Annotated in this window: 18 protein-coding genes; 16 read left to right on the forward strand and 2 right to left on the reverse strand. The window is 43.2% G+C overall.

The window, feature by feature from the left end:
* Positions 1 to 77: 77 nt before the first annotated feature.
* The 3 genes from ITG12_RS27700 to ITG12_RS02270 all read left to right on the forward strand — a co-directional run bounded on the left by ITG12_RS27700 (position 78) and on the right by ITG12_RS02270 (position 3,105).
* Positions 78 to 593 carry an MFS transporter gene (locus ITG12_RS27700; RefSeq protein WP_283102920.1) on the forward strand — a complete coding sequence of 172 codons (516 nt, stop codon included), beginning with the start codon at positions 78 to 80 and terminating at the stop codon, positions 591 to 593.
* A gap of 1,158 nt (positions 594 to 1,751) precedes the next feature.
* Positions 1,752 to 2,558 carry a linear amide C-N hydrolase gene (locus tag ITG12_RS02265; protein WP_227741134.1) on the forward strand — a complete coding sequence of 269 codons (807 nt, stop codon included), beginning with the start codon at positions 1,752 to 1,754 and terminating at the stop codon, positions 2,556 to 2,558.
* Positions 2,509 to 3,105: a linear amide C-N hydrolase gene (locus ITG12_RS02270; protein WP_227741133.1), complete on the forward strand. Its 597-nt coding sequence runs from the start codon at positions 2,509 to 2,511 to the stop codon at positions 3,103 to 3,105. The genes ITG12_RS02265 and ITG12_RS02270 overlap by 50 nt, the downstream gene beginning before the upstream one ends.
* A 116-nt stretch (positions 3,106 to 3,221) precedes the next feature.
* Here the strand turns inward: ITG12_RS02270 and ITG12_RS02275 are convergent, their stop codons facing one another.
* Positions 3,222 to 4,589 (reverse strand): MATE family efflux transporter, encoded by a 1,368-nt coding sequence (locus tag ITG12_RS02275; RefSeq protein WP_038878606.1) that lies wholly within the window; start codon positions 4,587 to 4,589, stop codon positions 3,222 to 3,224.
* 276 nt (positions 4,590 to 4,865) lie between these two features.
* Here ITG12_RS02275 and msrP point away from each other — a divergent pair, with 276 nt between their 5' ends.
* The 3 genes from msrP (at position 4,866) to ITG12_RS02290 (ending at position 8,572) form a co-directional block, all read left to right on the forward strand.
* Positions 4,866 to 5,870, forward strand: a complete 1,005-nt coding sequence (gene msrP, locus ITG12_RS02280) for a protein-methionine-sulfoxide reductase catalytic subunit MsrP (protein ID WP_038878604.1) — start codon at positions 4,866 to 4,868, stop codon at positions 5,868 to 5,870.
* Positions 5,867 to 6,484, forward strand: coding sequence for a protein-methionine-sulfoxide reductase heme-binding subunit MsrQ (gene msrQ, locus ITG12_RS02285; RefSeq protein ID WP_038878602.1), 618 nt, complete (start codon positions 5,867 to 5,869; stop codon positions 6,482 to 6,484). The genes msrP and msrQ overlap by 4 nt, the downstream gene beginning before the upstream one ends.
* Positions 6,485 to 7,063: 579 nt before the next feature.
* Positions 7,064 to 8,572, forward strand: coding sequence for a DUF3360 domain-containing protein (locus ITG12_RS02290; protein WP_009704349.1), 1,509 nt, complete (start codon positions 7,064 to 7,066; stop codon positions 8,570 to 8,572).
* 206 nt (positions 8,573 to 8,778) lie between these two features.
* Here the strand turns inward: ITG12_RS02290 and ITG12_RS02295 are convergent, their stop codons facing one another.
* Positions 8,779 to 9,975 carry an MFS transporter gene (locus tag ITG12_RS02295; protein ID WP_038881736.1) on the reverse strand — a complete coding sequence of 399 codons (1,197 nt, stop codon included), beginning with the start codon at positions 9,973 to 9,975 and terminating at the stop codon, positions 8,779 to 8,781.
* A gap of 191 nt (positions 9,976 to 10,166) precedes the next feature.
* On the opposite strand from ITG12_RS02295, the gene ITG12_RS02300 reads away from it, so the two are divergent.
* The 10 genes from ITG12_RS02300 (at position 10,167) to ITG12_RS02345 (ending at position 23,778) form a co-directional block, all read left to right on the forward strand.
* Entirely contained in the window at positions 10,167 to 11,048 is an 882-nt protein-coding gene (locus ITG12_RS02300; RefSeq protein ID WP_038881735.1) for a LysR family transcriptional regulator, read from the forward strand.
* A gap of 391 nt (positions 11,049 to 11,439) precedes the next feature.
* Positions 11,440 to 12,846, forward strand: coding sequence for a cation:dicarboxylase symporter family transporter (locus ITG12_RS02305; protein WP_038881734.1), 1,407 nt, complete (start codon positions 11,440 to 11,442; stop codon positions 12,844 to 12,846).
* Positions 12,847 to 12,946: 100 nt separating this feature from the next.
* Positions 12,947 to 14,269: a CoA-disulfide reductase gene (locus ITG12_RS02310; protein WP_038881732.1), complete on the forward strand. Its 1,323-nt coding sequence runs from the start codon at positions 12,947 to 12,949 to the stop codon at positions 14,267 to 14,269.
* 50 nt (positions 14,270 to 14,319) lie between these two features.
* The gene (locus ITG12_RS02315; protein WP_038881731.1) at positions 14,320 to 14,718 is read left to right on the forward strand and encodes a rhodanese-like domain-containing protein; all 399 of its coding nucleotides are present in this window, start codon (positions 14,320 to 14,322) and stop codon (positions 14,716 to 14,718) included.
* Positions 14,719 to 14,808: 90 nt separating this feature from the next.
* Positions 14,809 to 15,366, forward strand: a complete 558-nt coding sequence (gene sigZ / locus ITG12_RS02320; protein WP_038881730.1) for an RNA polymerase sigma factor SigZ — start codon at positions 14,809 to 14,811, stop codon at positions 15,364 to 15,366.
* 236 nt (positions 15,367 to 15,602) lie between these two features.
* Positions 15,603 to 16,517 (forward strand): aminotransferase class I/II-fold pyridoxal phosphate-dependent enzyme, encoded by a 915-nt coding sequence (locus ITG12_RS02325; RefSeq protein WP_227741160.1) that lies wholly within the window; start codon positions 15,603 to 15,605, stop codon positions 16,515 to 16,517.
* A 470-nt stretch (positions 16,518 to 16,987) separates the two neighbouring features.
* Positions 16,988 to 18,661, forward strand: a complete 1,674-nt coding sequence (gene gshA, locus ITG12_RS02330; protein ID WP_050568888.1) for a glutamate--cysteine ligase — start codon at positions 16,988 to 16,990, stop codon at positions 18,659 to 18,661.
* Positions 18,658 to 20,400: an ABC transporter transmembrane domain-containing protein gene (locus ITG12_RS02335; RefSeq protein WP_038881729.1), complete on the forward strand. Its 1,743-nt coding sequence runs from the start codon at positions 18,658 to 18,660 to the stop codon at positions 20,398 to 20,400. The genes gshA and ITG12_RS02335 overlap by 4 nt, the downstream gene beginning before the upstream one ends.
* On the forward strand, positions 20,397 to 22,226 hold the full coding sequence (locus ITG12_RS02340; protein WP_038881727.1) for an ABC transporter ATP-binding protein: 1,830 nt from the start codon (positions 20,397 to 20,399) through the stop codon (positions 22,224 to 22,226). Before ITG12_RS02335 ends, ITG12_RS02340 begins: the two co-directional genes overlap by 4 nt.
* A gap of 28 nt (positions 22,227 to 22,254) precedes the next feature.
* Positions 22,255 to 23,778: a glutathione synthase gene (locus ITG12_RS02345; RefSeq protein ID WP_038881726.1), complete on the forward strand. Its 1,524-nt coding sequence runs from the start codon at positions 22,255 to 22,257 to the stop codon at positions 23,776 to 23,778.
* The last annotated feature ends 151 nt before the right edge of the window (positions 23,779 to 23,929 follow it).

A 23,929-nucleotide genomic window follows, 5' to 3' on the forward strand; every position in this document is an offset into this window, starting at 1 on the left:
TAAGCCTGCTCACTGAGAAAGTACCTTCAGCATAAACTCTAGGGCTTCGTAACAAATCAGTGTTCAAGGAATACCAAATGAATGATTGTTTATTAATTACACCTTTACAACATAATAAAAAATATAAGCTGGCCATTTGCAATAATATAATTGGTAACTTTTCAATATGGTTTTTTAATACTTCAATAATGCTATTACTTGTTGAGTATTCAAACTCCGCTTCAATTGGCGTGATGGCATTTATATCTATTAACGCTCCAATCGCCTTATTTAGCATTGCTTCAGGGATAATTAGCGATAAATATGATAAAGAAAATATAATTCTCATATCAAATCTCTCTATCGTTTCTTTTGTTTTTTTAATGCTATTTTTTCAATCGATACAATATATTTTAATAATAACTTTTTTCATTTCTTCGATAGCAGCAGTAAGAGTAATTGCAATGCAATCATATATCGCCAGCGTTATCGATGTTAGTCAGCTTAACACCTCAGCAAGTATAAATAGCATTTCTCTTGCTTTTGTAAGAATATTAGGAACCTTAACATCGGGTTACTTATATTCTCTTTTAGGCTTTTTGAGTCATTGTTAATAATTGCTATTTTAATGGTGATAACCATACCAATATCAATTAAATCAGTTAACTACAAAGTAGAAAGAGTAAGAAAAAAAGAGCCAAAGCAAAGTTTTTACAATAGTATTTCCATGAACCAAGAATATAAGAAATGTTTATTTGATTCTGTTATTCTCTTTTTGAGTGGCAGTTCATTATGGTCATTAATGCCTTATATCTCATCACATGAATTAGGTTTAAATCAATCATTCCAATCACTACTAATGTCTCTAATGATTCTTGGGGCAGTACCCGCATTCCTGATCAGGGAGAGAATATCATCGATTAAAATTAATAGTTTTACATATAAATCAGTCACGATAACCCTATCATTAACGCTCTTAATAACTAACTTTTCTATCAGCTATTCAACTATAATCGCATCCTTTTTTATTGCTATCTTTGGCTTTTTATGGTCAATAAAGGTGACTATTATAAACCGAGAAATTCAACGTATGGGTAGAGAAAGAAACAACATAGGGTTAACTATATCAATATCATACACTTTTATGTACTTAGCGATGACAATAGGATCTTTCTTTTTTGGTCAGATAACAGATATATTTAACGTACAGTATTCACTTTATATCTCTGCATTGATTATGGCTATTCCAATTTTTAGTGAAAGGCTGATATTAATAGGCAAAATATTATAGGAAGATGTTGAATTTGGTTGTTTAATGCTGTTGGTCTTTCTCAAATAACATTTATCCAATGTGTTGAATTAGATCACGCTAATATTACATATCTGATATAAGAAAACATTGCCAATATCATAAGGGGGATGGTTTAAAAATCAAACATCGCCCTAATTTTTCTAATATCAACTAACCTAAGCTGTACAAACTTCCTAAGAAGCTTCTGTCCAATACTTTCCTAGAAGCTGTTCAAACTCTAATGTCTACCGACACGGAGTTGTGCCTAAAATTCACTCCGCATAAAGAGAATCATAACTTGAGAAATTTCGATATGCGCCGTGTTTTATTTTAGTGGATGTAACCATCAAATCCTCAATCCTGATGAAGATTATTTCGGTAGGCAAAGATACGCAGCATAAGCTGGACCAACTACTTAAGGTAACTCACTTATGTTTGTAACCATTGGGAGCCATTTCTCTACTTATCAAGGACAGTGAATATGTGTACTAATTTTTCCATTACAGGGATGACATTGGATCCAAACAAGAACATACCCGTAGTCGGTCGTTCAATGGAGTTAGGACCAAGTCTTAAATCAGAGTTATTTTTCCGCAGCAAAGGGCATGAGTACACACAAGGTGCAGCGAAGGAGTTGACGCCATACAGTTTTGAGAGTGATGAATTTGTTATACGACCAGACATCTCCCTAGTGAATACCAAGTTATACACATGGAAAGGCAAGTACGATTTTGTTGCTTTGAATGGGTTTTCTACCTCAATCAAAAAAAGCGTTGGTGTAACACAGATGTTGGCCGATATTGCAAGCAATGGGATGAATAAAGAAGGATTGACGTCTGGAACTATGGTTTTGGTACAATCTGAATATCAAGAACCATTGAAGCAAGATGGAGAGTTCAAAAACTGCAAAGGGGTGATTTATTATCCGAGTATCACTACATGGATCCTGTCTAACTGCGCTACGTGCCAAGATGTTATTGATGGTCTCCAATACGATAAATTGGTAGTCAATGAGAATGACTCTGACTTAAAAGAAAGCGATATCCCAGATGAAGATAAAATCTTAGTTGCCAATCCTTTCTCTAAAGTACCAAGTGCAATGTATTTTCATTTTCATGTTCAAGATGCTTTGGGCAATGGTATTGTATTGGAATACGTGGACGGCAAACTCACGATTACAGACCTTAACCCAATCGGAGTGCTAACGAACGACCCGTTGATTGCTTGGCAGCAAGAGAATGTCCGATACAACTATGTTGATGTGGTGCCATTTAACTTTCCAAGATAATGACAGTCACGCTGCGACTCCTAATGTTGAAACCTATGATAATGCAGCAAGCCGATTTAAGTGCAACTCTAATGCTCAAGGTACAGGCTTTTCTAAAGTTCCTGGTAGTTCGACTCCTTTAGATCGTTTTGTGAGAGCGTCGATGATGGCCAATTTCTCTTTCCCTGTGTATCAGTTAACGGATGATGAGGATATTTTGGCTGCCAACTTGGATTCTATGCAATATAGAAAAGAGGCACTGAGCAGAGATATTCGTGTAGGCAAAGAAGACGCGACAACATTAGCTTTTCACATTTTAAATACCGTGGATATTCCGCAGGGAACGAGCAGAGACTCCACTGGCAATCTGGTTCACGACTATACACAGTGGGCAACCGTATCTGATTTGGTCAATAAAAAGTACTCTGTGAGAATGTATGAATCACCACAGATATTCAGCTTAGACCTAAATAAATTGGACTTTAAAAAACTAGAAAAAGAGGCACCTTACAAGTTAGATATTGGCGATAAACCTATTGATATTACTAATAAAGTAAACGGACGATAGGCTTATGTCCAAAACACCTTATAAAGGAAAGTGACACACACTCTAACGCCTGGAACAAAAACGCCCACACTTATTCAGCAGAGTGGGCGTTTATCTTTTCAATCCAAAACCCGCTGCTACTTCACTGCTTCCACTTCCAACATCGACGTTTGAGTCGCAGACAAGTTTTGTTTTACATAGCTAGTAAGTTGTAACCATGCAAGCAAACCTGCGAGAACGTTAGCAATTGTCGCCGCGATGACGATTGTAAAAATGTCACCCTGTAATGAACCAATAGCAATCGCTGGGATGTACAGAACTACCAATCTCACAAAGCAAACGAACAGGGCAGTTTTTGGTTTACCCAATGCGTTGAAGATAGAAGTGACAACCATACACAAACCTAAAGGGCCGTAGCTAAACGGAATCACCCAAAGCGCTAGCTTTAACCACTCTTGCATTGTGTTGTCCGCCGATAGTAGAGGAACAACAATTGGTAAACTCACCACCAACAAAGTTGCGATGACCAAGTGGAACAAAATCACAAAGCGAGAAGCCGATTGGACGAGTGCTTGGATTGAATCAAAACGCTCGGCACCGAGTTCACGGCCAATAATTGGTGGCAATGACATGGTGAGTGCCAGCGTGAAGATCAGCAAGAAGCTTTCCACTCGGTTTAACAAACTCCAAAATGCGATTTCATTAGTACCAAGATGAGCGATGAACATAACTGTCACGAAAGCACTGACTGACGGTAATATCTGATTCATCATGGTTGGAATCGTGGTTTTGATCAGCAGAGCAGCATCGTCTTTGCTAGCTAAAGCCGAAGAGAAAGGCGCGAACCATTGACGACCTTTGGCTTTTTTCATCATGTAAAGCGCGCTGATGGCAAAGCCAAGCATCGATGCTAATGCAGCACCCGCAATTCCCATGTTTAGAACGAACATAAAGATCGGATCGAGCACGAGGTTGATAAGGCTTGCGATAACAAAGACAGAGCCCGTGACTTTAGTATCACCATTCGCACGGTAAACACAGGTCATTAAATACAGCACGGCACTGGATAGTGCGCTCAACAACCATAGGCCCCAGAACTGACCAAATAACGTTTCGAGCTGCTGATATTGTGCGCCGCTGTCTTTCAGAGAGACAAATGCAGAAAACACACTTTGCTCCATCAACCACAACGCAAATCCAATGAGAGCGATAAAAGCGCTACCGACCAGTAACGCAAGTGAAGCGGTATTTGTCGCGCGTTGCGTATTATTCGCGCCAAAAGCATGTGAGATGATCGACGTTGCCGCGACACCAATGCCGACTTGAATGCCAATAAAGCCAGCTTGGAACGGCATGGTGATACCTTGCACGGTAAGCTCATTCACGCCGAGCATGCCGATAAACACTGCGTCGATAAGTTGTACTGACATGATCGCAAAAAGACCGACAGTCAGCGGCAGTGTTTTTTCGAGAACGGATTTTAAGGTCGAGGAAATCGCTATCATCACAAGGCTCTTGATTCGAAAGTTCGGGAACAATGCCAGTATAGAGTTGCGATTGTTAATGATAAGAGGGCTATTCCCTAAATCAGTTTTTAGATTTGGTTAATAATGAACTAAAAAGAGGCAGTATGAGTGCAACTCTGCTGGGCAAAAAGCTTAACTTGAATGCGTGTCTCTTTTTGTTTTTTATGAAATAAATTTGTTTTTGCTACGGTCTGTTTAAATCAACGTATTACCAGTTCGCTATTTACTAAAGTATGAACACATTCGGGGAAGATTATGTGGATTAAGAAGAATCATCGCTGGGCTTTATCTGAAAACGAAGCGACGCCAGAGTCCGTCTATAAAGAGCGTCGAGAGATATTGAAAAAGCTTGGCATTGCGGTTGTCGGTATGCCGCTCGCTGCGAATGCACAAGCTGGTATTTTGGACATCTTCTCGTCAAAGGAAAAGCCAGTCTCAGACAATCGAATTGACCTTAGCGCGGCGAAGCCACAACAGTACCAAGCGGATCTTTCTCTTACTCCTGAAAGTAAGATTCTGAAATACAATAACTTCTATGAGTTTGGTACCGATAAGTCTGATCCCGCGAGAAACTCTTCTGAGTTTGTGTCTGACCCATGGACGGTTGAGATCGATGGTTTGGTGAATAACCCAATTAAGCTCGACTACGATGACATCTTTAAAAAGTTCACACTTGAAGAGCGAATCTACCGCTTACGTTGTGTGGAAGCGTGGTCAATGAACATTCCGTGGATTGGTTTTCCTTTAGCGGACATAATCAAAATGGCGGACCCAAAAAGTAGCGCGAAATATGTGGCTTTTGAAACCCTCTACGATCCTAAACAGTTCCCAGCTCAAGGCTCGTTCAGCAGTATTGAATATCCTTACGTCGAAGGGCTTCGCCTTGATGAAGCAATGAACCCGCTCGCACTGATTTCTGTGGGTTTATACGGTAAGACGCTTGCGCCACAAAACGGTGCGCCACTTCGCTTAGTTGTGCCGTGGAAGTACGGCTTCAAAAGCATCAAGTCTATTGTTCGAATTCGTCTAACCGACCGGGAGCCGCCAACAACGTGGAATCGTTTAGCACCGAATGAATACGGTTTTTACGCTAATGTGAACCCGAATGTCGACCATCCACGCTGGAGCCAAGCAAGCGAGCGTTTTATCGGAGAGGGCAGTGTGCTCAGCACTCGCAGGCAGCCAACATTGATGTTCAACGGCTACGAAGAAGAGGTGGCACATCTCTATAAGAATATGGATCTGAGGAAGTTCTATTGAGAAAGCTGACGCCAAAACACATCATTGCGCTTAAAGTCCTGATCCACCTTGTCTCTCTCGGTTTCTTAGGTCTGCTGGTTATTGCGATTAATACCGACAACTTAGGTGGTGACCCTGTTCAAGGCATTATCCATTACACGGGTATCAGCGCGCTGAATACGCTGTTTATTACTTTGTTAGTTTCTCCGCTTGCGCGTTGGACCAAGCAGGGTTTGTTAGTTCGAGTTAGGAGACTACTCGGGCTATACAGCTTTTTCTGGGCAGTGCTTCATTTGGTTGCGTTTGCCGTGCTTGATTTAGGGTTAGATTGGAGTTTGCTTGCCTCTGAAATCGTCAAACGCCCTTATTTGACCGTTGGTGCAGCAGTGTGGGTAATCTTGTTACTTCTGGCGGTAACTTCGATTCAATCCATTCAACGTAAAATGGGTCCTAAATGGCAAAAGCTGCATAACTGGGTTTACTTAGCTGCGATATTGGCACCGATTCATTTCTATTGGTCGGTGAAGTCAGAGGTAGCAGAGCCAACCATCTATATCCTAATCGCCATTGGTTTGTTGCTGGTGCGCTGGAAGACATTGAAGCAGCGAGTGTTTCGAAAAATGTTATCCAGTTGATGCGCTGTTAGACCAATTGCGATAAATGAATCAACAGACAAAAAGGGGCTACATGAGCCCCTTTCTTAATTGGATAAAAAGCCGTTAACCCAAGCTTTCTGTTGCTGTTGGCTTACCACGCTTCCACACCTTTCGTTCGCTCTCGCCAATGACCTTAGGCTAGTTCTATCAAATCCCACCACAACGCTCATACCGTTAGCCCGAACCCTACGACTAATGTCTAACTACCTGAGACTATTTGTATTTTTTCGTTTGGTATAAGGTACTAGCAACTGAATTTTAAGAGTTCATAAAGATCAGTCATCGAGTTCTTGTAATACCAATCACAGTAAATAAGTGATCAGAAATAGCGTAGGGAAAATGCTTGAGAACAAGGCGCAATTTTTCGATAAGTAGTTATTCTACAATCAAAAATTGCAACGCAGTTATCGAGTATTTTAACAAGCTAGAATGACCAGTTATTTACTACGATTGGTATAACAGAGAATTTATAGACAACGACTCGCTTAATCTTCGTTTAGTGAGTAAACAACGTTGGTTGGAAAAACACACCTTAGAGTGTGAACGAAAGGAATCATAATGAGCAGCACTTTAGAGTCCGTACATATTGGAACAGATAAGCCTAAAGCCAGTGAGGATGAACTCACTTATGAACAACAACATAAACCAAGCTCGGAGTTTGAGTCCCGAGAACAATATTTAGAGCACGAGTTGCAAATCATGGCGCCTAAACGTTGGCGTCCCAATTTGCCGTTTAAAGATTATCGATTCGAGGTAGAAGACACCATTCCAGCGATGGCCGCGACCATTGGTAAAGTCGTTATGGTGGGCGCCATCGCAGCAACCTTTGCCGGAGCGCTAGGGCTGAATGAAGGCTTTATTTTAGAAAATGTTCGTTATGAACTACTCATCGCCTCTGTTTTCATTATTCTTTTCTCAGGCTTTCTATTACCGACCGCAAACCTCGCGGGTACACACGGCCCACTCATTCCATTAATTCCTATCGTCGTTGCAGCAGGCGGGCACCCTATGGCCTTTGGTCTGCTGATTGGCGCCTTTGGCATACTGTTAGCCATCAGTAAAGGTGGCAGCATGCTGGCAAACCTCACCAGTAAAGGCGTGTGTGGCGGTTTATTGCTCTACCTTGGTTTTGTTGGAACCGTCTCTCAAGTGAAAAAACTGTTCGCTTGGGCAGAGGGAATAGGGATGAGTCACATCGCTTTTGTCGTGATCTTTTGCACCATTATTTTATATGCACTACTTGAACATTTTCGTAAGCGTTGGCTAGCCGTCCCTCTTAGTTGCTTGCTAGGTGGTACTTTAGCTTTTGCCATGGGGGCCCCGTTTTCTTTTCAAACTGAGCCGGGCTTACCCAATATGAACCCTATGTATTGGTGGGGGGAAGATACGGGATGGATGCTAGGTTTACCGACGATTGAACATTTCATGGTGGTACTGCCTTTTGCTATTTTGGCCGTAGCCATGTGGTCGCCAGATTTTTTAGGGCACCAAGTGTTCCAAAAAATCAGCTATCCAGAGCGTACAGAAAAAGTACATATGAACATCGACGATACCATGACCACCGCTTCAATTCGTCAGACGTTCGGCTCTCTGCTCGGTGGTACTAACTTTACGTCTTCGTGGGGGACTTACATCGTTCCGGCGGCTATCGCTAAACGTCCTATTCCTGCTGGTGCTTTGCTAACGGCACTGTTCTGTATCATCGCTGCGGTTTGGGGCTACCCAATGGACTTAGCGATCTGGCAACCAGTACTTTGTGTTGCGCTCATTGTTGGGGTATTTGTCCCTTTGCTAGAAGCAGGAATGGAAATGACGCGTGAGGGTAAAACCACGCAATCGGCGGCGATTGTTGTATTTTCTTCGGCACTCGTGAACCCTGCATTTGGCTGGTCTCTCACAATGCTGCTAGATAACTTAGGCTTAGTCGGCTGTAAAGAACGTAGTGGGGAACTCAGTAAAATGAGCCGTTGGGTGTTGCCTGGCATTATGTTTGTTGTGCTAACAAGCGTAATGGCGTTGGTTGGTCTATTACCGGGAATTCCAGCGATTATCCCAAGTTTTCGTTAGATAGGCTCATCGTACGATTTATGGTTTGAAGACCCTTTTTCAAACCTGATAGAAACGGTTTAGTTCTGTTGATCTAAACCGTTTTTGGTTCCGAATTGCTCCGGTGATAAAAATGGTTTTCATTGTTTAGTACCTAAATTCATTCAAACTAAGAATGAACTGGTCAATACAGAGCATCGACCAGCTTCTAATGGACATTACAAGACTTATTTCACAAGTACGCTTTTTTCTGACAAATGAATTGTTGTACGTCTATCAAGACTACCACTGACTTGAGTCAGAGCCAGCGCAACGAGAACTATCACGGCACCAATCCAAGGGGTATGCATTAGCCCCATTTCAGACACGATCATACCCCCTCCCCAAGAACCAAGAGCAATACCAACGTTAAACGCCGCAATGTTTAGACCAGATGCGACGTCTACCGCATCAGGAGTGTATTTTTCAGCTAGTTTCACTACATAAACTTGTAGACCAGGTACATTACCGAATGCAAAAGCCCCCCAAATTAAAATGGTCGCTACCGCTGTGATAGGGTTAACTGCAGTAAAGTTAAATATAACTAGGATAGTGGCGAGCCCAGAAAAAATAATTGTCAGCGCTTTAATTGGTCCCATCTTATCGGCCATTTTACCGCCCCAAATGTTACCAATCGCCACGGATACACCGTATACCAGCATAATAAGGCTGATAGCATTGGCGTTGAATCCTGTTTTCTGTTGCAAAATTGGAGCAAGGAAAGTGAAAGCAGTAAATGTACCACCGTAACCTAGCGCTGTAATCGCATAAACGAGTAGGAGTCTTGGTTGAGTTAACACTTTTAACTGTGATGACAGTTTAGCCGCAGGAGGCTGTTTTAGGTTGCGCGGAACTAAGAAAGCACTACCAACCAACGCAATTAGCCCCAATAACGCAACAATCAGAAAAGTTGATTGCCAACCAAAGGTTTGACCGATGTAAGTCCCAAGTGGTACGCCTGTCACTAGCGCAACAGTTAATCCTGTAAACATAATCGCAATCGCACTTGCTGCTTTTTCTTTAGTCACAAGACCTGTAGCGATTGTAGAACCGATAGAGAAAAATACACCATGGGCTAAACCAGTCAAAATGCGAGCAAAGATAAGAGTGTTATAACCAGGTGCTTGCCAGGCTAATAGATTGCCGATCACAAATAGTGACATAACCGCAAGTAACACGTGTTTACGGTTCATCTTACCTGTTAAGGCTGTCAATACAGGTGCGCCTACTGCAACACCCAGTGCATAAAGGCTCACCAACAGTCCTGCGGATGGTAGTGAGACATTTAAGTCAGAAGCCATCGTTGGGATCAACCCAACGATCACAAATTCTGTTGTTCCAATGGCAAAGGCGCTAAGCGTCAATGCGAGTAGTGCTAATGGCATTTCATTTACTCTCTTGTTTGTTAGGTGCAAGTACATAGCAACGAATGTGTTTATCAAGATGTTGCTGAGTCCTGGTTTGGTGGAGAGATTCTGCGTTGAAATTCCATTGCAAAAAATAGGTTATTTAACAAATGATATTTGTTATAAATGCAATAATTAAAATTAAACCGTTCAGAAAATAGTAGGCAAAAATGCGCACAAAATCGGATGATTTAGAAATTCTACTTTCTGTGATCGATACTGGCGGATTTACAGCGGCAGCAGATAGTTTAAATATACAGGTGGCACGGGCATCGCGAGCGGTAAGTAAGGTGGAAAGCCAACTTGGTGTGACGATATTAAACAGAACGACAAGGCGGATTGAATTAACGGATGAGGGGCGACAATTTGTTGATTCGGTACGAATAGGATTGATGCAGTTGCAGTTGGCAGAAGATGAGATCATATCCCGTGGCGAATTACCCAAAGGTAAGTTGCGCGTCGATGCCGCCAGTCCATTTGTCTTTCATCAGTTAGTGCCTTTAGTACAGTCATTTAATCAAGCTTACCCTGATATTGATTTGGAGCTGACCTCCAACGAAGGGTTCGTAGATTTGCTAGAGAAGAAAACCGATGTCGCTATTCGAATCGGTGCATTAAGTGACTCAACGTTACATGCGAAGCCTTTGGGTAGAAGTTTACTTTACATTGTGGCTTCACCTGATTATTTAGCAAAACGTGGCTTTCCGAGCCAAAGTAGTGATTTAGAGCATCATAGTACGATAGGGTTTTCAACGCCGAAAACGCTCAATGAATGGCCTTTGAAAGGTTTTTCTGGGCTAATACCAACGCTAACTTCAAGTAACGGTGAAACAGTAAGGCAACTTGCTTTGATGGGAAATGGAATCGCCTGTCTGTCAGGGTTTATGGTTAAGAAAGACATTGCTGAGGGAAGACTAATTTCTTTATTAGAGGGAGATAAAATTAGTCATTCCGACCGAGAACAAATCAATGCGGTTTATTATAAATCTTCTTCCGTCGCCAAGAGGATTTCTGCGTTCATTGATTTTATTCAGCCGAAGTTGGATTTGTAGCTCGTTCAAAGCGAGACCATCACTGAACTCATCATTAATGTATCGGTTGAGGTTGGAGTCGTTGTATGAGTTTGATGCCTCTGATGAAATATATTGCTCCACCGTATTCCTCTAGTGAGACAGATTAGACTCTTCCAATTTCTACGTTCTTCATGAATTGCTAATGTTCAATTCTTAGTAACGCATTTTTGTCCAAAGGCGTGCTGATGAGGCATGTAACACGAAATTGCCCCAAACCGTGTTTGCTGCCTATCTTCGTTAGTGATAAAACGAGATCGAAGATAAGAAGAACGCCCTCTCACTAGCTTCTCGAAACCACATTTCCATAAATTTTGCGTCTTTTCTGCGGTGAAAGCGTCTTATTGATATAACCAATTAATAGGAAGCTTCTATGAGCATAACGTTCATTGTTTTGAGCGCACTTTTCTTCGGATTCTATGCGCTTCTAGTGACATTTAAAAAACAGAAAAAAACATTCAACTTCAGAGTGTTAAGCGCACTGGCTGCTGGATTGCTATTTGGTGGTGCTATTCAAGTGGTATTCGGGATAGAAAATACTGCAACGGTGGGTTTTGCTGAGCTTATTTCATTGTTCGGTAAAGGGTACATTAAGCTGCTGCAAATGATTGTTATTCCATTGGTATTTGTCGCCATGATTTCATCCATTATGAATGTGGATGGAAATGGTGCCTTATCTAAGATTGCTCCTAAGATCATTGGCGTATTAATAGTGACCGTAGCCATTTCAGCGGCCGTAGGTATTGCAAGTGTTTACCTATTTGGTATTGATGCGAATGCACTCGTAAGTGTAGTGGGTACTAACAGTGCTATTGAAGCTCGAGGTGATTCACTGCTTGCCACACAAGATGCAATGGCAAATACGGGTCTTTCGGGGTTAGCGCTGTCGATTATCCCTACCAACATATTTGAAATGCTGACTGGGTCTGAGCGTACGTCAACATTATCGACCGTACTGTTTGGCATGTTACTAGGATACAGCGTTCTACAAGTGAAGAAACGTAAGCCAGAAAAAGTAGAAAACTTTGTCGCTTTCATTAACTCGGCAAAAGAAGTTGTGCTGTCCATGGTACGCGAAATTCTTAAGCTGACCCCTTATGGTGTGTTTGCGTTAATGACCTCATTTATGATGACTAACGACTTGTTTGCATTGGCTGAAATGGGCCGATTCTTATTGGCTAGTTACGTAGCGATTGGCGCAATGTTTGTGATTCACTTTATCTTAGTGTCGGTATTTGGTTTATCTCCAATCACGTTCATGAAAAAAACATGGCCGGTGCTCGTTTTTGGCTTCGGCTCTCGTTCAAGTATGGCTGCGATACCACTAAACGTTGAAACTCAAACTCAACGTCTTGGTGTTGATGAAGAAACCGCAAATATGTCCGCTACGTTTGGTACCAGTATTGGCCAAAATGGTTGTGCCGGTATTTACCCAGCCATGCTCGCCATCATGGCTGCACAAGTCATGGGTGTACCTGTTGACATCAGTTTCATTATGCAACTGATCTTGGTGATTGCGATTGCGTCATTTGGTATTGCTGGTGTCGGAGGCGGAGCGACGTTTGCTGCTGTCGCTGTACTCACCATTATGGGGTTAGACATTACCGTGGTTGCCATTCTAGTTTCAATCGAGGCATTAATTGATATGGCACGTACTGCACTGAATATTTCAGGGTCAATGCTCTCTGGTGTGCTCACCTCTAAGACAAATGGTTCACTGGATATTGAGCAATACGCCGCTGACAGTGCAACGGCAACAAGCAATGAAATCGCAGCGTAGAGCAGATTGAAGCCTATCAGCATTTAGAACAGCTTAAGAGAAGTACGTCTCTATTCGTCGTATTTCTCTTACTTACCTTGTTCAACTTTGGAAATATGAGATGAAAGTAGTCGTTATTGGCGGAAACGCCGCAGGAATGAGTTTCGCTGCAAAATACAAAAGAAACCAACCATCAGATGATGTTGTTGTGATAGAAAAACGGGATTACCTCTCTTTTGGAGCGTGCGGATTGCCTTATTTCGTGGGGGGGATGTTTGATGATACCGAGCGAATGATTTCACGAACCCCAGAGCAGGCGATAGCCTCAGGGCTAGAGGTTCGAATGAACACCGAAATGTTGTCAGTCAATCGAGTTGAAAAGCAGGTATTGGTGCGTCATCAAGGTGTTGAGAGTGTACTCGATTACGATCGTTTGATCATCGCCACAGGTGCTCGCCCAGTAGTGCCAAATTTTGGCGAATACAATGATGAATATGTGTATACGTTAACCAGTCAAGAAGATGGCTTGGCGGTCAAAAATGCATTAAAAGACAGCCAGAAACAGCGTGTAGCAGTGATTGGAGCAGGTTTCATCGGGTTAGAAGTGTTCGATGCGGCGCATGAGCTTGGTAAACAGGTCACGATTATTGAGCGTGAATCACAGATCATGAGTCAGCAATTTAGCCCTGAAATGATTGATGTGGTTGAAGAGGCGATTCGTGATTCAGGGGCTGATTTAAAAACAGGCACCAGTGTATCGGCTATACGAGATTCAGAGCAAGGTGGCTACATTATTCACACAAGTAACGGTGATGTTGAAGCGGATATCGTTGTGCTGTCACTTGGGTTTAAGCCGAATACCGAAATGTTCTCACTCCCTAAAGCGGCCAACGGTGCCTTGCTGGTCGATGAGTTCGGTGCGACTGAAGATGCTCACATCTATGCGGTGGGTGACTGCGCAGTAGTGCATCACTTAACACTTGGCGAAACTACCTATTTACCGCTAGCGACCACGGCGAATAAACAAGCTCGTATGATGGCAGATAAATTGGCAGGCAAAGACGCGCACATGGCGGGGTTCTTGGGTTCGTCATCGCTCAAAGTTCTTGATTATGAATTGGCGCGTACTGGCATTTCAGAACGGATGGCGCAGGCTCACAACGTGAATGTCAGTGTTTCGGCCATAGCCGACAAAAATCAAACCGATTACTACCCAGGTCAAGAGGATATTAAGGTCAAATTGATCTATCAGCCAGACACGAAAGTGCTTCTTGGCGGCGAGATCATTGGTAAAAAAGGTGCGGTAAGTCGCATCAATGCACTAGCGGTAGCTATTACCGCCAAGTTTACCACCGAGCAGTTGGGCTATTTAGATTTTGCCTATGCGCCGCCATTTTCGCGCACATGGGATGCCTTAAATGTGGCAGGCAACGTCGCAAAATAACGATGTTGCTATTTATGAATGGTTAATTAATTTATATGAGAGAAAACGTGATGGTGCAAAAAATTACCAAAGGCATTAAAGAGCTGACCGAAGAAGCGCGTAAGACAGTACAAGACATGTCGATTGAGCAAGCAAAAGCTCTGTATGCTGATGAGCGGTATGTATTTGTCGACGTTCGTGAAGCACAGGAGAGAGAGAAACAGGGTTTGATTCCTGGTGCGTTCACATGCCCTAGAGGTATGTTGGAATTTCTTATTGACCCAGAATGCCCGGCTCATAACAAAGTATTTGCCCAGGATAAAACCTATGTCTTTTATTGTGCTCATGGGCTGCGCTCACTCTACGCCGCTAAGATCGCCAGTGAAATGGGGATACATTCTGTGAAGAACCTTGCGGGTGGTTTTGCTGCATGGCAAGAAGCTTCAGGGAAGATACAACAGAGTGGTTGATTAAATTGCTTGGTCTTTGCGCTTTACATTTTTTATATTTCTACTATTATCGAAATATTGTGCGTATATATCGATAATTGAGGAAAAGCTATGTTAGCGGAGTGGATGACACACAAAGACCAACTAAGAAGTTACATAGTGAAAAAGACGGGTGATCTTGATTTGGCTGATGACATCTTGCAGGAGGTCTACATCAAGGCCAGTCAAAAGATTGAACAGCTAGAAACAAGAGATAAGCTTCAGAATTGGCTGTATCGCATAACTCATAATACGATTATGGACTTCTATCGGACCCACCAACCTCACGAAGAATTGGTCGACAACCAAGTAGAAGAAGAAACCTCTTCTGAGTTAACGAACCTACAAGAGATGGGGCAGTGTTTACGCCCTATGTTTGATTGCCTGCCTGAGAAATACCGTCAAGCGATGATTCTTGCTGAGCTTGACGGACTATCGCAGCAGGCGGTTGCTGATCAACTAGGTTTGTCGCTCTCAGCAGCGAAAAGTCGAATTCAGCGTGGACGTACAAAACTAAAAGATGTTTTAACTGATTGCTGCAACATCGAGGCTGGCAGTGAAGGAATCGTAGACTTTCACCCTAAGCCGGAATGTGCAAACTTCGCCAAAAACAACAAGTGCAGTGAATGAACTTGATCGTGAGTCGGTGCGGGTGGTCACTACAGTGATTTCTTAAAGATGGGGCGTCCGATTGCGTGATATTTACTATGACGCAGTTGTGACAATCTCCACCAGCTTATTCAATGGCACATTCTCTTTTCCCCTTACCATCAAAATTAATATCAAATAGAACGACATTTTTTGCGTCTTTTAACAGCTAGCTGCGTCTATAAGTAACGAAAGAAAATATGATGCGGAGATAATCAATGTTTAACGTAGAACCAAAAAACAAAGATATTAAAAACAACTTTATTAAGAAAGATAACCAGATGCTCAACCAAATGTGGGGGAGTGATGATGTTGTACCGTACTGGGTCGCGGATATGGATTTTCCAATTGCGCCGTCTATCACACAAGAGCTGCAACGTTTGGTGACACGTGAAACCTTCTCTTATGAGTTCGATTCCGAGTCGGTTTTTGCCTCTATATCTAAGTGGAACAGCAAGCGACATGGCTTAGATCTCAACCCCAAAAACTTTGTACAAGTACCAGGCGTATTGAGCGCTATAGGGTTGTTGATCCGCGAATTTTCTGCTGAAGGTGAAGGCGTTCTTATTCAGACTCCGGTTTATCATCAATTTCGTCGTTTGATCGAATCAGCAGGTAGAGTTGCAGTCGATAACACTTTGAATCTGGTTGATGACCATTATCAAATCGACTTTGATGATTTTGAAGCAAAACTTCAGCACTCTAACGTTAAGATTGTGCTGTTGTGCAATCCTCACAACCCTGTGGGAAGAGTTTGGAAGAGAGGTGAGCTAGAGAAGTTAGTTGCCATCGCCAAGAAATACCAAACCTTGATCATCAGTGACGAGATCCATGCTGATATTGTTTTTGAGGGCTCTGAATTCACAAGTATTGTGTCACTGGGTTACGGCAACACGATTTCTATTATTGGCTCTCCGGCTAAAAATTTCGGACTCAGCAGTATCTCAAATGGCTACATCTATAGCGATAATGCTGAGTTGCACACAAAAGTGAAAGCGATGTCAGCATCAATGTCGTTGGACCATGGTAATGCGCTGACAACTTATGCAACGATAGCGGCTTATCAGCATGGTGAAGAGTGGTTTAATGAGTTTCTAAACTACACGCAAACCAATATGAACTGGATTACATAGTTCTTAGAAACGAATCTCCCTCAGATTAAGGTATACAAGCCTGAAGGAACCAACCAAATCTGGTTAGATTTCACAGGGCTTGGCTTAAAGCCAGAACAACTTAAAGAACTGCTAGTGATGAGAGCAAAAATGGCGCTGACACCTGGCAGCTGGTTTGGAGAGCCGGATAGCAACTATTACAGAATGAACTTTGCCTCACCGTTACCTCAAATTAAAGCGTCTCTGAATCTACTGCTCAGTGAGATTCAGAAGCTTTCATGATAAGAAAACGCCTTCGCGATAATTGATCTTTTGATTAACATGCTGCTTAAAAGTCGCTCTGCTGTTCAGGTCGACTTTTTCTTTTGTTAGACAGATCTGTTCGCTCAGGAACTTATATATCTTCTTTTTAAAAAAACGAAAAAATGTGCGTCTTTTTCTGTTTTGTTGCGTCTTAACTGAGTGAATAACATTTTTATCGAATAAGACGAATGAAAAAAGAAGCCTTCCCCAATGAAATGCACACTCTGACTAATGAGTCGTTGTTAGCCTTTATCACAAGTGATGATGTAAAAAAGACTCTGCAAGGTGTTCGCCGTGGAGTTGAGCGCGAAATGGTTCGAGTGTCACAAAGTGGTGCGCTTTCTCAGCGCCCTCACCCTGAATCCCTAGGTTCAGCACTGACTCACCCATACATCACCACTGATTTCTCGGAAGCCCAGCTGGAGCTGGTGACACCTGCGGTGACGGATAGAACAGAGACCTTTAGAACCTTGTCTTCATTACACCACTTTGTTGCATCACATCTAAATGACGGTGAATCTATGTGGCCGGCGAGCATGCCTCCACTCCTGCCCGTTGATAATGATATCGCGATAGCAAATTACGGAACATCAAATGCTGGTATTGCGAAGATGCGTTATCGAGAGGGGTTAGCGAACCGTTATGGAAAGAGAATGCAGCTGATTTCAGGCATTCATTACAACTATTCGTTACCAGACTCTTTCTGGAAGGCGCTTCATACTCATACTGAAAGTCAGTTGCCGTTAGAAACCTTTATTTCTGAGCGATACTTTCATCTGATTCGCAATGTTCTACGCCATGGTTGGATTATTCCGTATTTGTTTGGCGCTTCACCGGCGGCGGATAAGAGCTACCTGCAAGATCGACCTCACGCATTAAACCAGTGGGATAGCACGACAGATTACTTACCATGGGCTACATCGCTACGATTGAGTAACTTGGGCTATGGGAGTAGTGAACAGTCTCGTTTTCCGATGAGCTTTAATAATATACAAGACTATCTAACCGGCCTATGCCACGCATTAACTCAGCCAAGTGATCTGTACGCTCACCTCACTGAACATCAGCAGTTGAATAGTTCAGTTCTTCAACTCGAGAATGAATTGTACGGTTCTGTTCGACCTAAAATTGTTAATGCACAAATGCGTCCTTTGGTTGCCATGTGTCATTACGGAGTGGAATACATAGAGTTGCGCAGCTTGGACAACAACCCTTTGTTGCCATTTGGTATTGATGAACTTCAAAGTCAGTTCATCGACCTATTTTTGCTGTATAGCGCACTCACACCAAGCCCTGAAATGAGTGAGCAGGAAAGCCAACTGATCATGCAAAGACAAGAACTGGTGGCAATGCAGGGCAGGAAGCCGAGTTTGATGCTTCCTACCGTAAATGGCGACATGTTACTGACAGATTTAGCTAAGCCACTAATGGGTATGTTAGCTGAAATGGCAAAAAGCCTGGATGACGCGCAGGAAACCAATAGCTATGTAACGGCAGTAATGCGTGAACAAGCAAAGTTTGACGACAGCCAATTAACGCCTTCTGCACAGATCCTAGCGGTTATGGAACAAGAAAACATCAGCTTCACAACGTTAATGAGAAGGTATTCAGGCGAGCACAAGCAAGGTTATTTGAACAATACGCTCTCTGTCGATGACATGACGCAACTGCAATCGATGGTGGACAACTCGCTAGTTGAGCAAAAACGCCTAGAGTCTGAAAACGAAACCAACTTTGATGATTATTTAGCTCAAAAAAATCAAATTGATTGTGGAGTCCCTTCTCGAGGTGATGCCTCACAGTCAATGTCAGAACATTTAAACTCATCTCAAGGTAATAAAGAGCACGTAAACCCATTATGAATATTCTTTGGAAGCTAAAAGACTACTTAACAATGTTTGGCCGACACTATCTGATTGCCCTTGTGGCTCTGCAGTTGGTGGCTTTGGTCAACTTGGTTCCTTCATGGTTGATTGGTCGAATAGTCGATGGCATTAGCGAAGGAACATTAGATACACAAACCCTAGTTATCCACGTAGGTGGGATCATTGTTTCGGGCGCGGCAATGTATGGTCTGCGTTTTGTATGGCAAAGCAAGTTATATGGGGCGTCTATTGCGATTACTCGTGTGATGCGCGGTGAGCTATTTCAAAAGTTCTCACAGCTCCCTCCAGCCTTTTATGCCCGCCGCAGTACCGGTGATTTAATGGCGCATGCCACCAATGATCTGAATGCTGTCGAAGAAACCATGGGCATGGGTATTATGACATTGGTGGATTCGTTCATCGCAGGCATGACCGTCATTTTAGGGATGATATTTGTTGTCAGCGGGCAGCTCACGACCATTGCATTGCTTCCCTTCCCGTTGTTGGTGCTGATCACTCGTCGTTATGGTGTGCAGCTACATAAAGCCTTTGGCAAGGCGCAGGCTGCATTTTCTGATTTGACAGAAGAGACACGAGAAACAGTAGCGGGTATTCGTGCGGTTCGTTCACATGGTATTTCTGGTCGTCAAGAACAACGTTTTGGACAAACCTTAGATCAAACGGTTGATGCCAATCTAACTGTAGCGAAAGTGGATGCAGCGTTCGCTCCAACAATCCAATTGGTTTATGGCTTGTCGTTTGTGATCGCTCTTGGGTACGGCGCATGGCTAATCGAACAAGGTAGCATCACCGTCGGACTCTTTACGACTTTTACTTTGTACCTTGGTCAATTGCTGGGGCCATTCATGCAGTTTGGTTGGCAATTTAATGTCTTTCAACGCGGCAAAACATCTTGGCAGCGACTAGAGCAATTGTTTGCTGAAAACCTAGAAGTCGTCGAAGGTGACAAAACGCTAGCTGCCGATTCGGATTCAAGTATGTCATTTGATATCTGTGAATTTACCTATGAGCAAGCAAATCGAAGAGCTTTGGACAACGTAAAGTTTGAACTGCCGTCAGGTGGGTTAGTGGGCATTACTGGACCAACAGGCGGTGGCAAAAGCACACTCCTGCATCTGGCGTTGCGTCAATTTAAACTTGAGAAGCCATCTAGCATCCACATTTCAGGTATGCCAAGTGACAGTCTCACCTTTGATGCCTTGCGCAGCAAGTTGGCATGGGTTCCTCAAAAGCCGTATTTATTTTCCGGCACTATCGCAGAGAACATTGCGTTATCGAAACCGAATGCGTCACTGTCAGAAATAAAACATGTGGCGGACATGGCGGACATTCTAGCAGAGATTGAAGCGATGCCCGATGGTTTTGATACCCCGCTTAGAGAGGGAGGAACAAATCTATCAGGGGGCCAAAAACAGCGATTAACGCTTGCCAGAGCACTCCTGTCAGATGCAGATATCCTGTTGTTAGATGACCCTTTCAGTGCGTTAGACATGAAAACAGAGGTGCAAGTACGCCGAAATTTAAAAGCGCATTATTCTCATAAAACGATGCTGCTTGTTACCCAGCGTTTGACCAACCTTATCGAAGCTGACCATATCTTAGTCTTAAATGATGGTCAGATAGAAGAGCGTGGCTCTCACTATGAATTAATGGCAAATCAAGGTTGGTATTCGATGGTTTATCAGCGCCAAAGTCAGTTAGGAGGCAAACAATGAAAAATACTACCATTTATCGTCGGTTGTTGGCGTTTTCCTTGCCTCACAAAGCCCGTTTTGGCTTTGCATTCCTCATGTTGGGGCTAGCGGTTACTGCTGAAATGACGATCCCTTGGTTGGCGAAAATCGTCCTTGATGAGGTGATTGTGCCTCAGCAATTTGAATGGCAACAGCTTATCACTTTGATTGGACTGGTTATGGTTTTCTACGTATTAGCTGCGGTGTTCGGGTATTTGCAAGCTATCGCGTTTAAACACGGTGCATTGCTGGTGGTCAAAAATGTGCGAGAGCAGTTATTTCGCCATGTGTTGAACTTTCCGATAGCGACCTTCGACAAGTTGCCGACAGGGAAACTGGTTTCTTACATTACTAACGACACCGAGTCGCTGCGAAATATGTTCGTGTCGACGCTCCCAACTGTTGTTCAAGGCGCCTTACGTATCTTAGCGATCTTCATCGCCATGGCGTTATTGGACTGGCGTTTGATGTTATTGAGTTTGGTGTTGATCCCCGTGTTACTTATGACCATGCATCTGTATCGCAAGATTTCAACACCAGTATTTGATGGAATTCGAGTTCAAGTCAGCAACATTAATGGCCAAATCAATGAGTCATTACAGGGAATGGCGTTGATTCAAGCGTTTCGCCAGCAAAAAAACTTTCAAACCAAGTTTGAGAAAGAAAATCAAAGCTGGTTTAACTTCAGAACCAAGTCAGTAGCCATTGATAGCTTAATGTTGTTACCACTGACGCGTTTAATTGCGACGCTGACTGCAGCGGGTATTGTCGCCTGGTTTGCTGGGGCTTCAATGTCGACCGTTGTTGAGGTCGGCACCTTATACGCCTTTTTGAATTATGTTGAGCGATTCTTTGACCCGTTCCGACAGTTATCGATGGAACTGCATAAATTTCAGGTTGCCACGGTATCGTCAAAACGTATTTTTGAGTTACTAGACGATGAGTCTGAGGTTCATAACCAAGTGATGCCTGAAGTAACGTTCAACAATCGTCACGATATTGAGTTCCGCAATGTCACTATGGGGTACGAAGAAGATAAACCCGTGCTTAAAGACGTTAGCTTTACAGCAAAAAGCGGTGAGTTCACCGCTATTGTAGGGCATACCGGTAGCGGGAAAAGCTCTGTGATCAATCTGTTAATGCGTTTTTATCAACAGCAGCAGGGTGACATTTTCATTGGCGGGCAATCGCTTCAAACTCTGCCAGAAGCACAATTGCGTAAGTTGTTTGGCTTGGTATCGCAAGACCCAACCATCTTTAGTGGCTCAATCGAGGAAAACATTAACTTATCTCACGGTTTAGTTAGCACAGGTGACACAAATGAAAACGCAGCAGCGAAAAGCCGAGAGAAAGCGGTCAGTGCAGCCGAAATGGTGCAAGCAGATCGTTTCATTCATCGTCTGCCTGATGGCTTTGGACATAAACCGGGCAATGGCGGTGCCTCACTTTCAGTTGGGGAAAGGCAGTTATTAGCGTTAGCTCGGGTAATTTCCCACGATCCGAAAATATTTCTGCTAGATGAAGCCACGGCGAATATCGATAGTGAATCAGAGGAAGCGGTAAAACAGGCGTTAGAGAATATCCAGGATGGTAGGACTGTCATTACCGTTGCACACCGTTTATCAACGATTCAAAACGCTGATCAAATCTTGGTGATGAACAGTGGCAAGGTCGTACAAAGAGGCACACACCGAGAGCTGATTGCTCAAGATGGCGACTATCGAGATTTGTACCTAAGTCAAAAAGCACAAGAAGAACATGACACTCAGAACAGCACGCTTGGCTTAACCACCGTCAGTGCAGCATAAGTGATTAATTATGAAGAGAAAGAACATTATGAACAACCAAACAATATACATCGAATCTAATGATACTGCTCAAACACAATTTGTATCTGAGCAAGTGATTGAAGATATCCTTGAGTGGGAAATCATGCACGGTGTAGCCTTTCGTCAGACCGACAATACCGCAAGGCATGTACCATTTAGTATTGCCCCGATGACAATGGAACGTTCAGCCTATGACCACCTACGTAAGGTCACACCATTGATTGCTAAGTTGGTGAGCAACGTTTCTGAAGATCATCGTTTTCTGCAAAACTCATTGAGTGAGATGGCGAAAGCCGACCCGTTCTTCGGTCGCTTAATGGAGCTGCACCAGCAAGCTCATGGTGATGCAACCTCCCCCAAGCAACCTGAACGTCAGCCACTGTTATTAATGAGAACAGACTTTATGGACGATCGCCAATACGGAGCAAAAGTCATTGAATTTAATGGCATAGCCGCAGGAATGGGACCTTTCGGTCAACGTGCTTACGAGCTGCATAGCTTTGTGAAAAATCAATGGAACGAGGTTTACCGAGAGTGGCTAGAAGATGATTCGGCGACTCCTGCAGATAATCAAGGGTTGGAACAATTAGCCTTAGGCATCGCGACAGCTGCAAAAAAGGTTCAAGCTCATTTTGCAGATTCAAGTGCTAATAGTGACAGCAAAAATCCTGCTCAAAAGCCGACATTCTTAATGATCGTTCAAAAGGGTGAGGATAATGTGTATGACCAGCACCTTTTGGAGGTGGCCTTACATAAATTGGGGGTTCGTACCTTTAGGAGAACCTTCGAACAATTGAGCACTCAGCTCTCAAGTGGTGACAACCAACGTCTTATCCTTAATGGGGTTGGCGGAATTGATACAGTGTACTTGCGTGCTGGCTACCAATATTCAGATTATTGGGCGCCAGAGCTGAACGAAGACATTTGTTGCCAGACCCTGAGCCAAACTCGACTGTTTATTGAGAAACATTACGTGGCGATGAATGCCACTATCAGTCAACAATTGGCGACTAGCAAATCAATGCAAATGCTACTCACACAGATGCCTGCCGAAACCTATGCTGAGTGGGGACTATCACTTGATGAAGCTAATCTGGTTAAAAGCGTGTTGGCGGATATGAAAGCCATCACGACAGAGAGCATTAAATGGTTTAATGAAAGTGCAGACAAAAAAGAGTGGGTATTAAAAAACCAAGGGGAAGGCGGTGGCCACTGCGTATTTGGCGAGGATATTAGTGCTACTTTAGAAACGCTAAAGCCAGAAGAGTACAGTGCGTGGGCATTAATGCAGCGCCTGTACCCACACGAACGTGAAACCCCAACCATTGCTGTAAGAGATGGCCAGCAAACACTAGTTAACGATCTTGTTAGTGAAGTGGGTCTCTTCACTGCGCATTATCAAGGAGAGCCCGTAACTGAAAATAATGGTTATGCCGGATACTTAATACGCAGTAAGCCTGCCAGTGAAAATGAAGGTGGAATCCATAGCGGGCAAGGTATTTTGGACTCGTTAGTTTTGATTGACCAATAATTGGCTTTGATTTTGGTGATGTACAGCCTGAATGCAGGTTGTACATCAGCGTTTAGTACAAATGGGTAACAGAATTGTGGGGAATTTGATACCAATGCTTGGATTGAGATGTATCTGTTTGATGGACCGATATCGACCCATCTTACTAAAT

The organism is Vibrio sp. ED002 (assembly GCF_023277445.1).
Classification (GTDB): domain Bacteria; phylum Pseudomonadota; class Gammaproteobacteria; order Enterobacterales; family Vibrionaceae; genus Vibrio; species Vibrio jasicida.

Excerpts from the sequence above, each read along its gene's own strand:
- ITG12_RS02345 (WP_038881726.1), top strand. The coding sequence starts at position 22,255 with ATGAACAACCAAACAATATACATCGAATCTAATGATACTGCTCAAACA.
- ITG12_RS02300 (WP_038881735.1), top strand. The coding sequence starts at position 10,167 with ATGCGCACAAAATCGGATGATTTAGAAATTCTACTTTCTGTGATCGAT.
- ITG12_RS02305 (WP_038881734.1), top strand. The coding sequence starts at position 11,440 with ATGAGCATAACGTTCATTGTTTTGAGCGCACTTTTCTTCGGATTCTAT.
- ITG12_RS02310 (WP_038881732.1), top strand. The coding sequence starts at position 12,947 with ATGAAAGTAGTCGTTATTGGCGGAAACGCCGCAGGAATGAGTTTCGCT.
- sigZ (WP_038881730.1), top strand. The coding sequence starts at position 14,809 with ATGTTAGCGGAGTGGATGACACACAAAGACCAACTAAGAAGTTACATA.
- ITG12_RS02315 (WP_038881731.1), top strand. The coding sequence starts at position 14,320 with ATGGTGCAAAAAATTACCAAAGGCATTAAAGAGCTGACCGAAGAAGCG.
- ITG12_RS02325 (WP_227741160.1), top strand. The coding sequence starts at position 15,603 with ATGTTTAACGTAGAACCAAAAAACAAAGATATTAAAAACAACTTTATT.
- ITG12_RS02265 (WP_227741134.1), top strand. The coding sequence starts at position 1,752 with ATGTGTACTAATTTTTCCATTACAGGGATGACATTGGATCCAAACAAG.
- ITG12_RS02295 (WP_038881736.1), bottom strand. The coding sequence starts at position 9,975 with ATGCCATTAGCACTACTCGCATTGACGCTTAGCGCCTTTGCCATTGGA.
- msrP (WP_038878604.1), top strand. The coding sequence starts at position 4,866 with ATGTGGATTAAGAAGAATCATCGCTGGGCTTTATCTGAAAACGAAGCG.
- ITG12_RS02290 (WP_009704349.1), top strand. The coding sequence starts at position 7,064 with ATGAGCAGCACTTTAGAGTCCGTACATATTGGAACAGATAAGCCTAAA.
- gshA (WP_050568888.1), top strand. The coding sequence starts at position 16,988 with ATGAAAAAAGAAGCCTTCCCCAATGAAATGCACACTCTGACTAATGAG.
- ITG12_RS27700 (WP_283102920.1), top strand. The coding sequence starts at position 78 with ATGAATGATTGTTTATTAATTACACCTTTACAACATAATAAAAAATAT.
- ITG12_RS02275 (WP_038878606.1), bottom strand. The coding sequence starts at position 4,589 with ATGATAGCGATTTCCTCGACCTTAAAATCCGTTCTCGAAAAAACACTG.
- ITG12_RS02270 (WP_227741133.1), top strand. The coding sequence starts at position 2,509 with ATGTCCGATACAACTATGTTGATGTGGTGCCATTTAACTTTCCAAGAT.
- ITG12_RS02335 (WP_038881729.1), top strand. The coding sequence starts at position 18,658 with ATGAATATTCTTTGGAAGCTAAAAGACTACTTAACAATGTTTGGCCGA.
- ITG12_RS02340 (WP_038881727.1), top strand. The coding sequence starts at position 20,397 with ATGAAAAATACTACCATTTATCGTCGGTTGTTGGCGTTTTCCTTGCCT.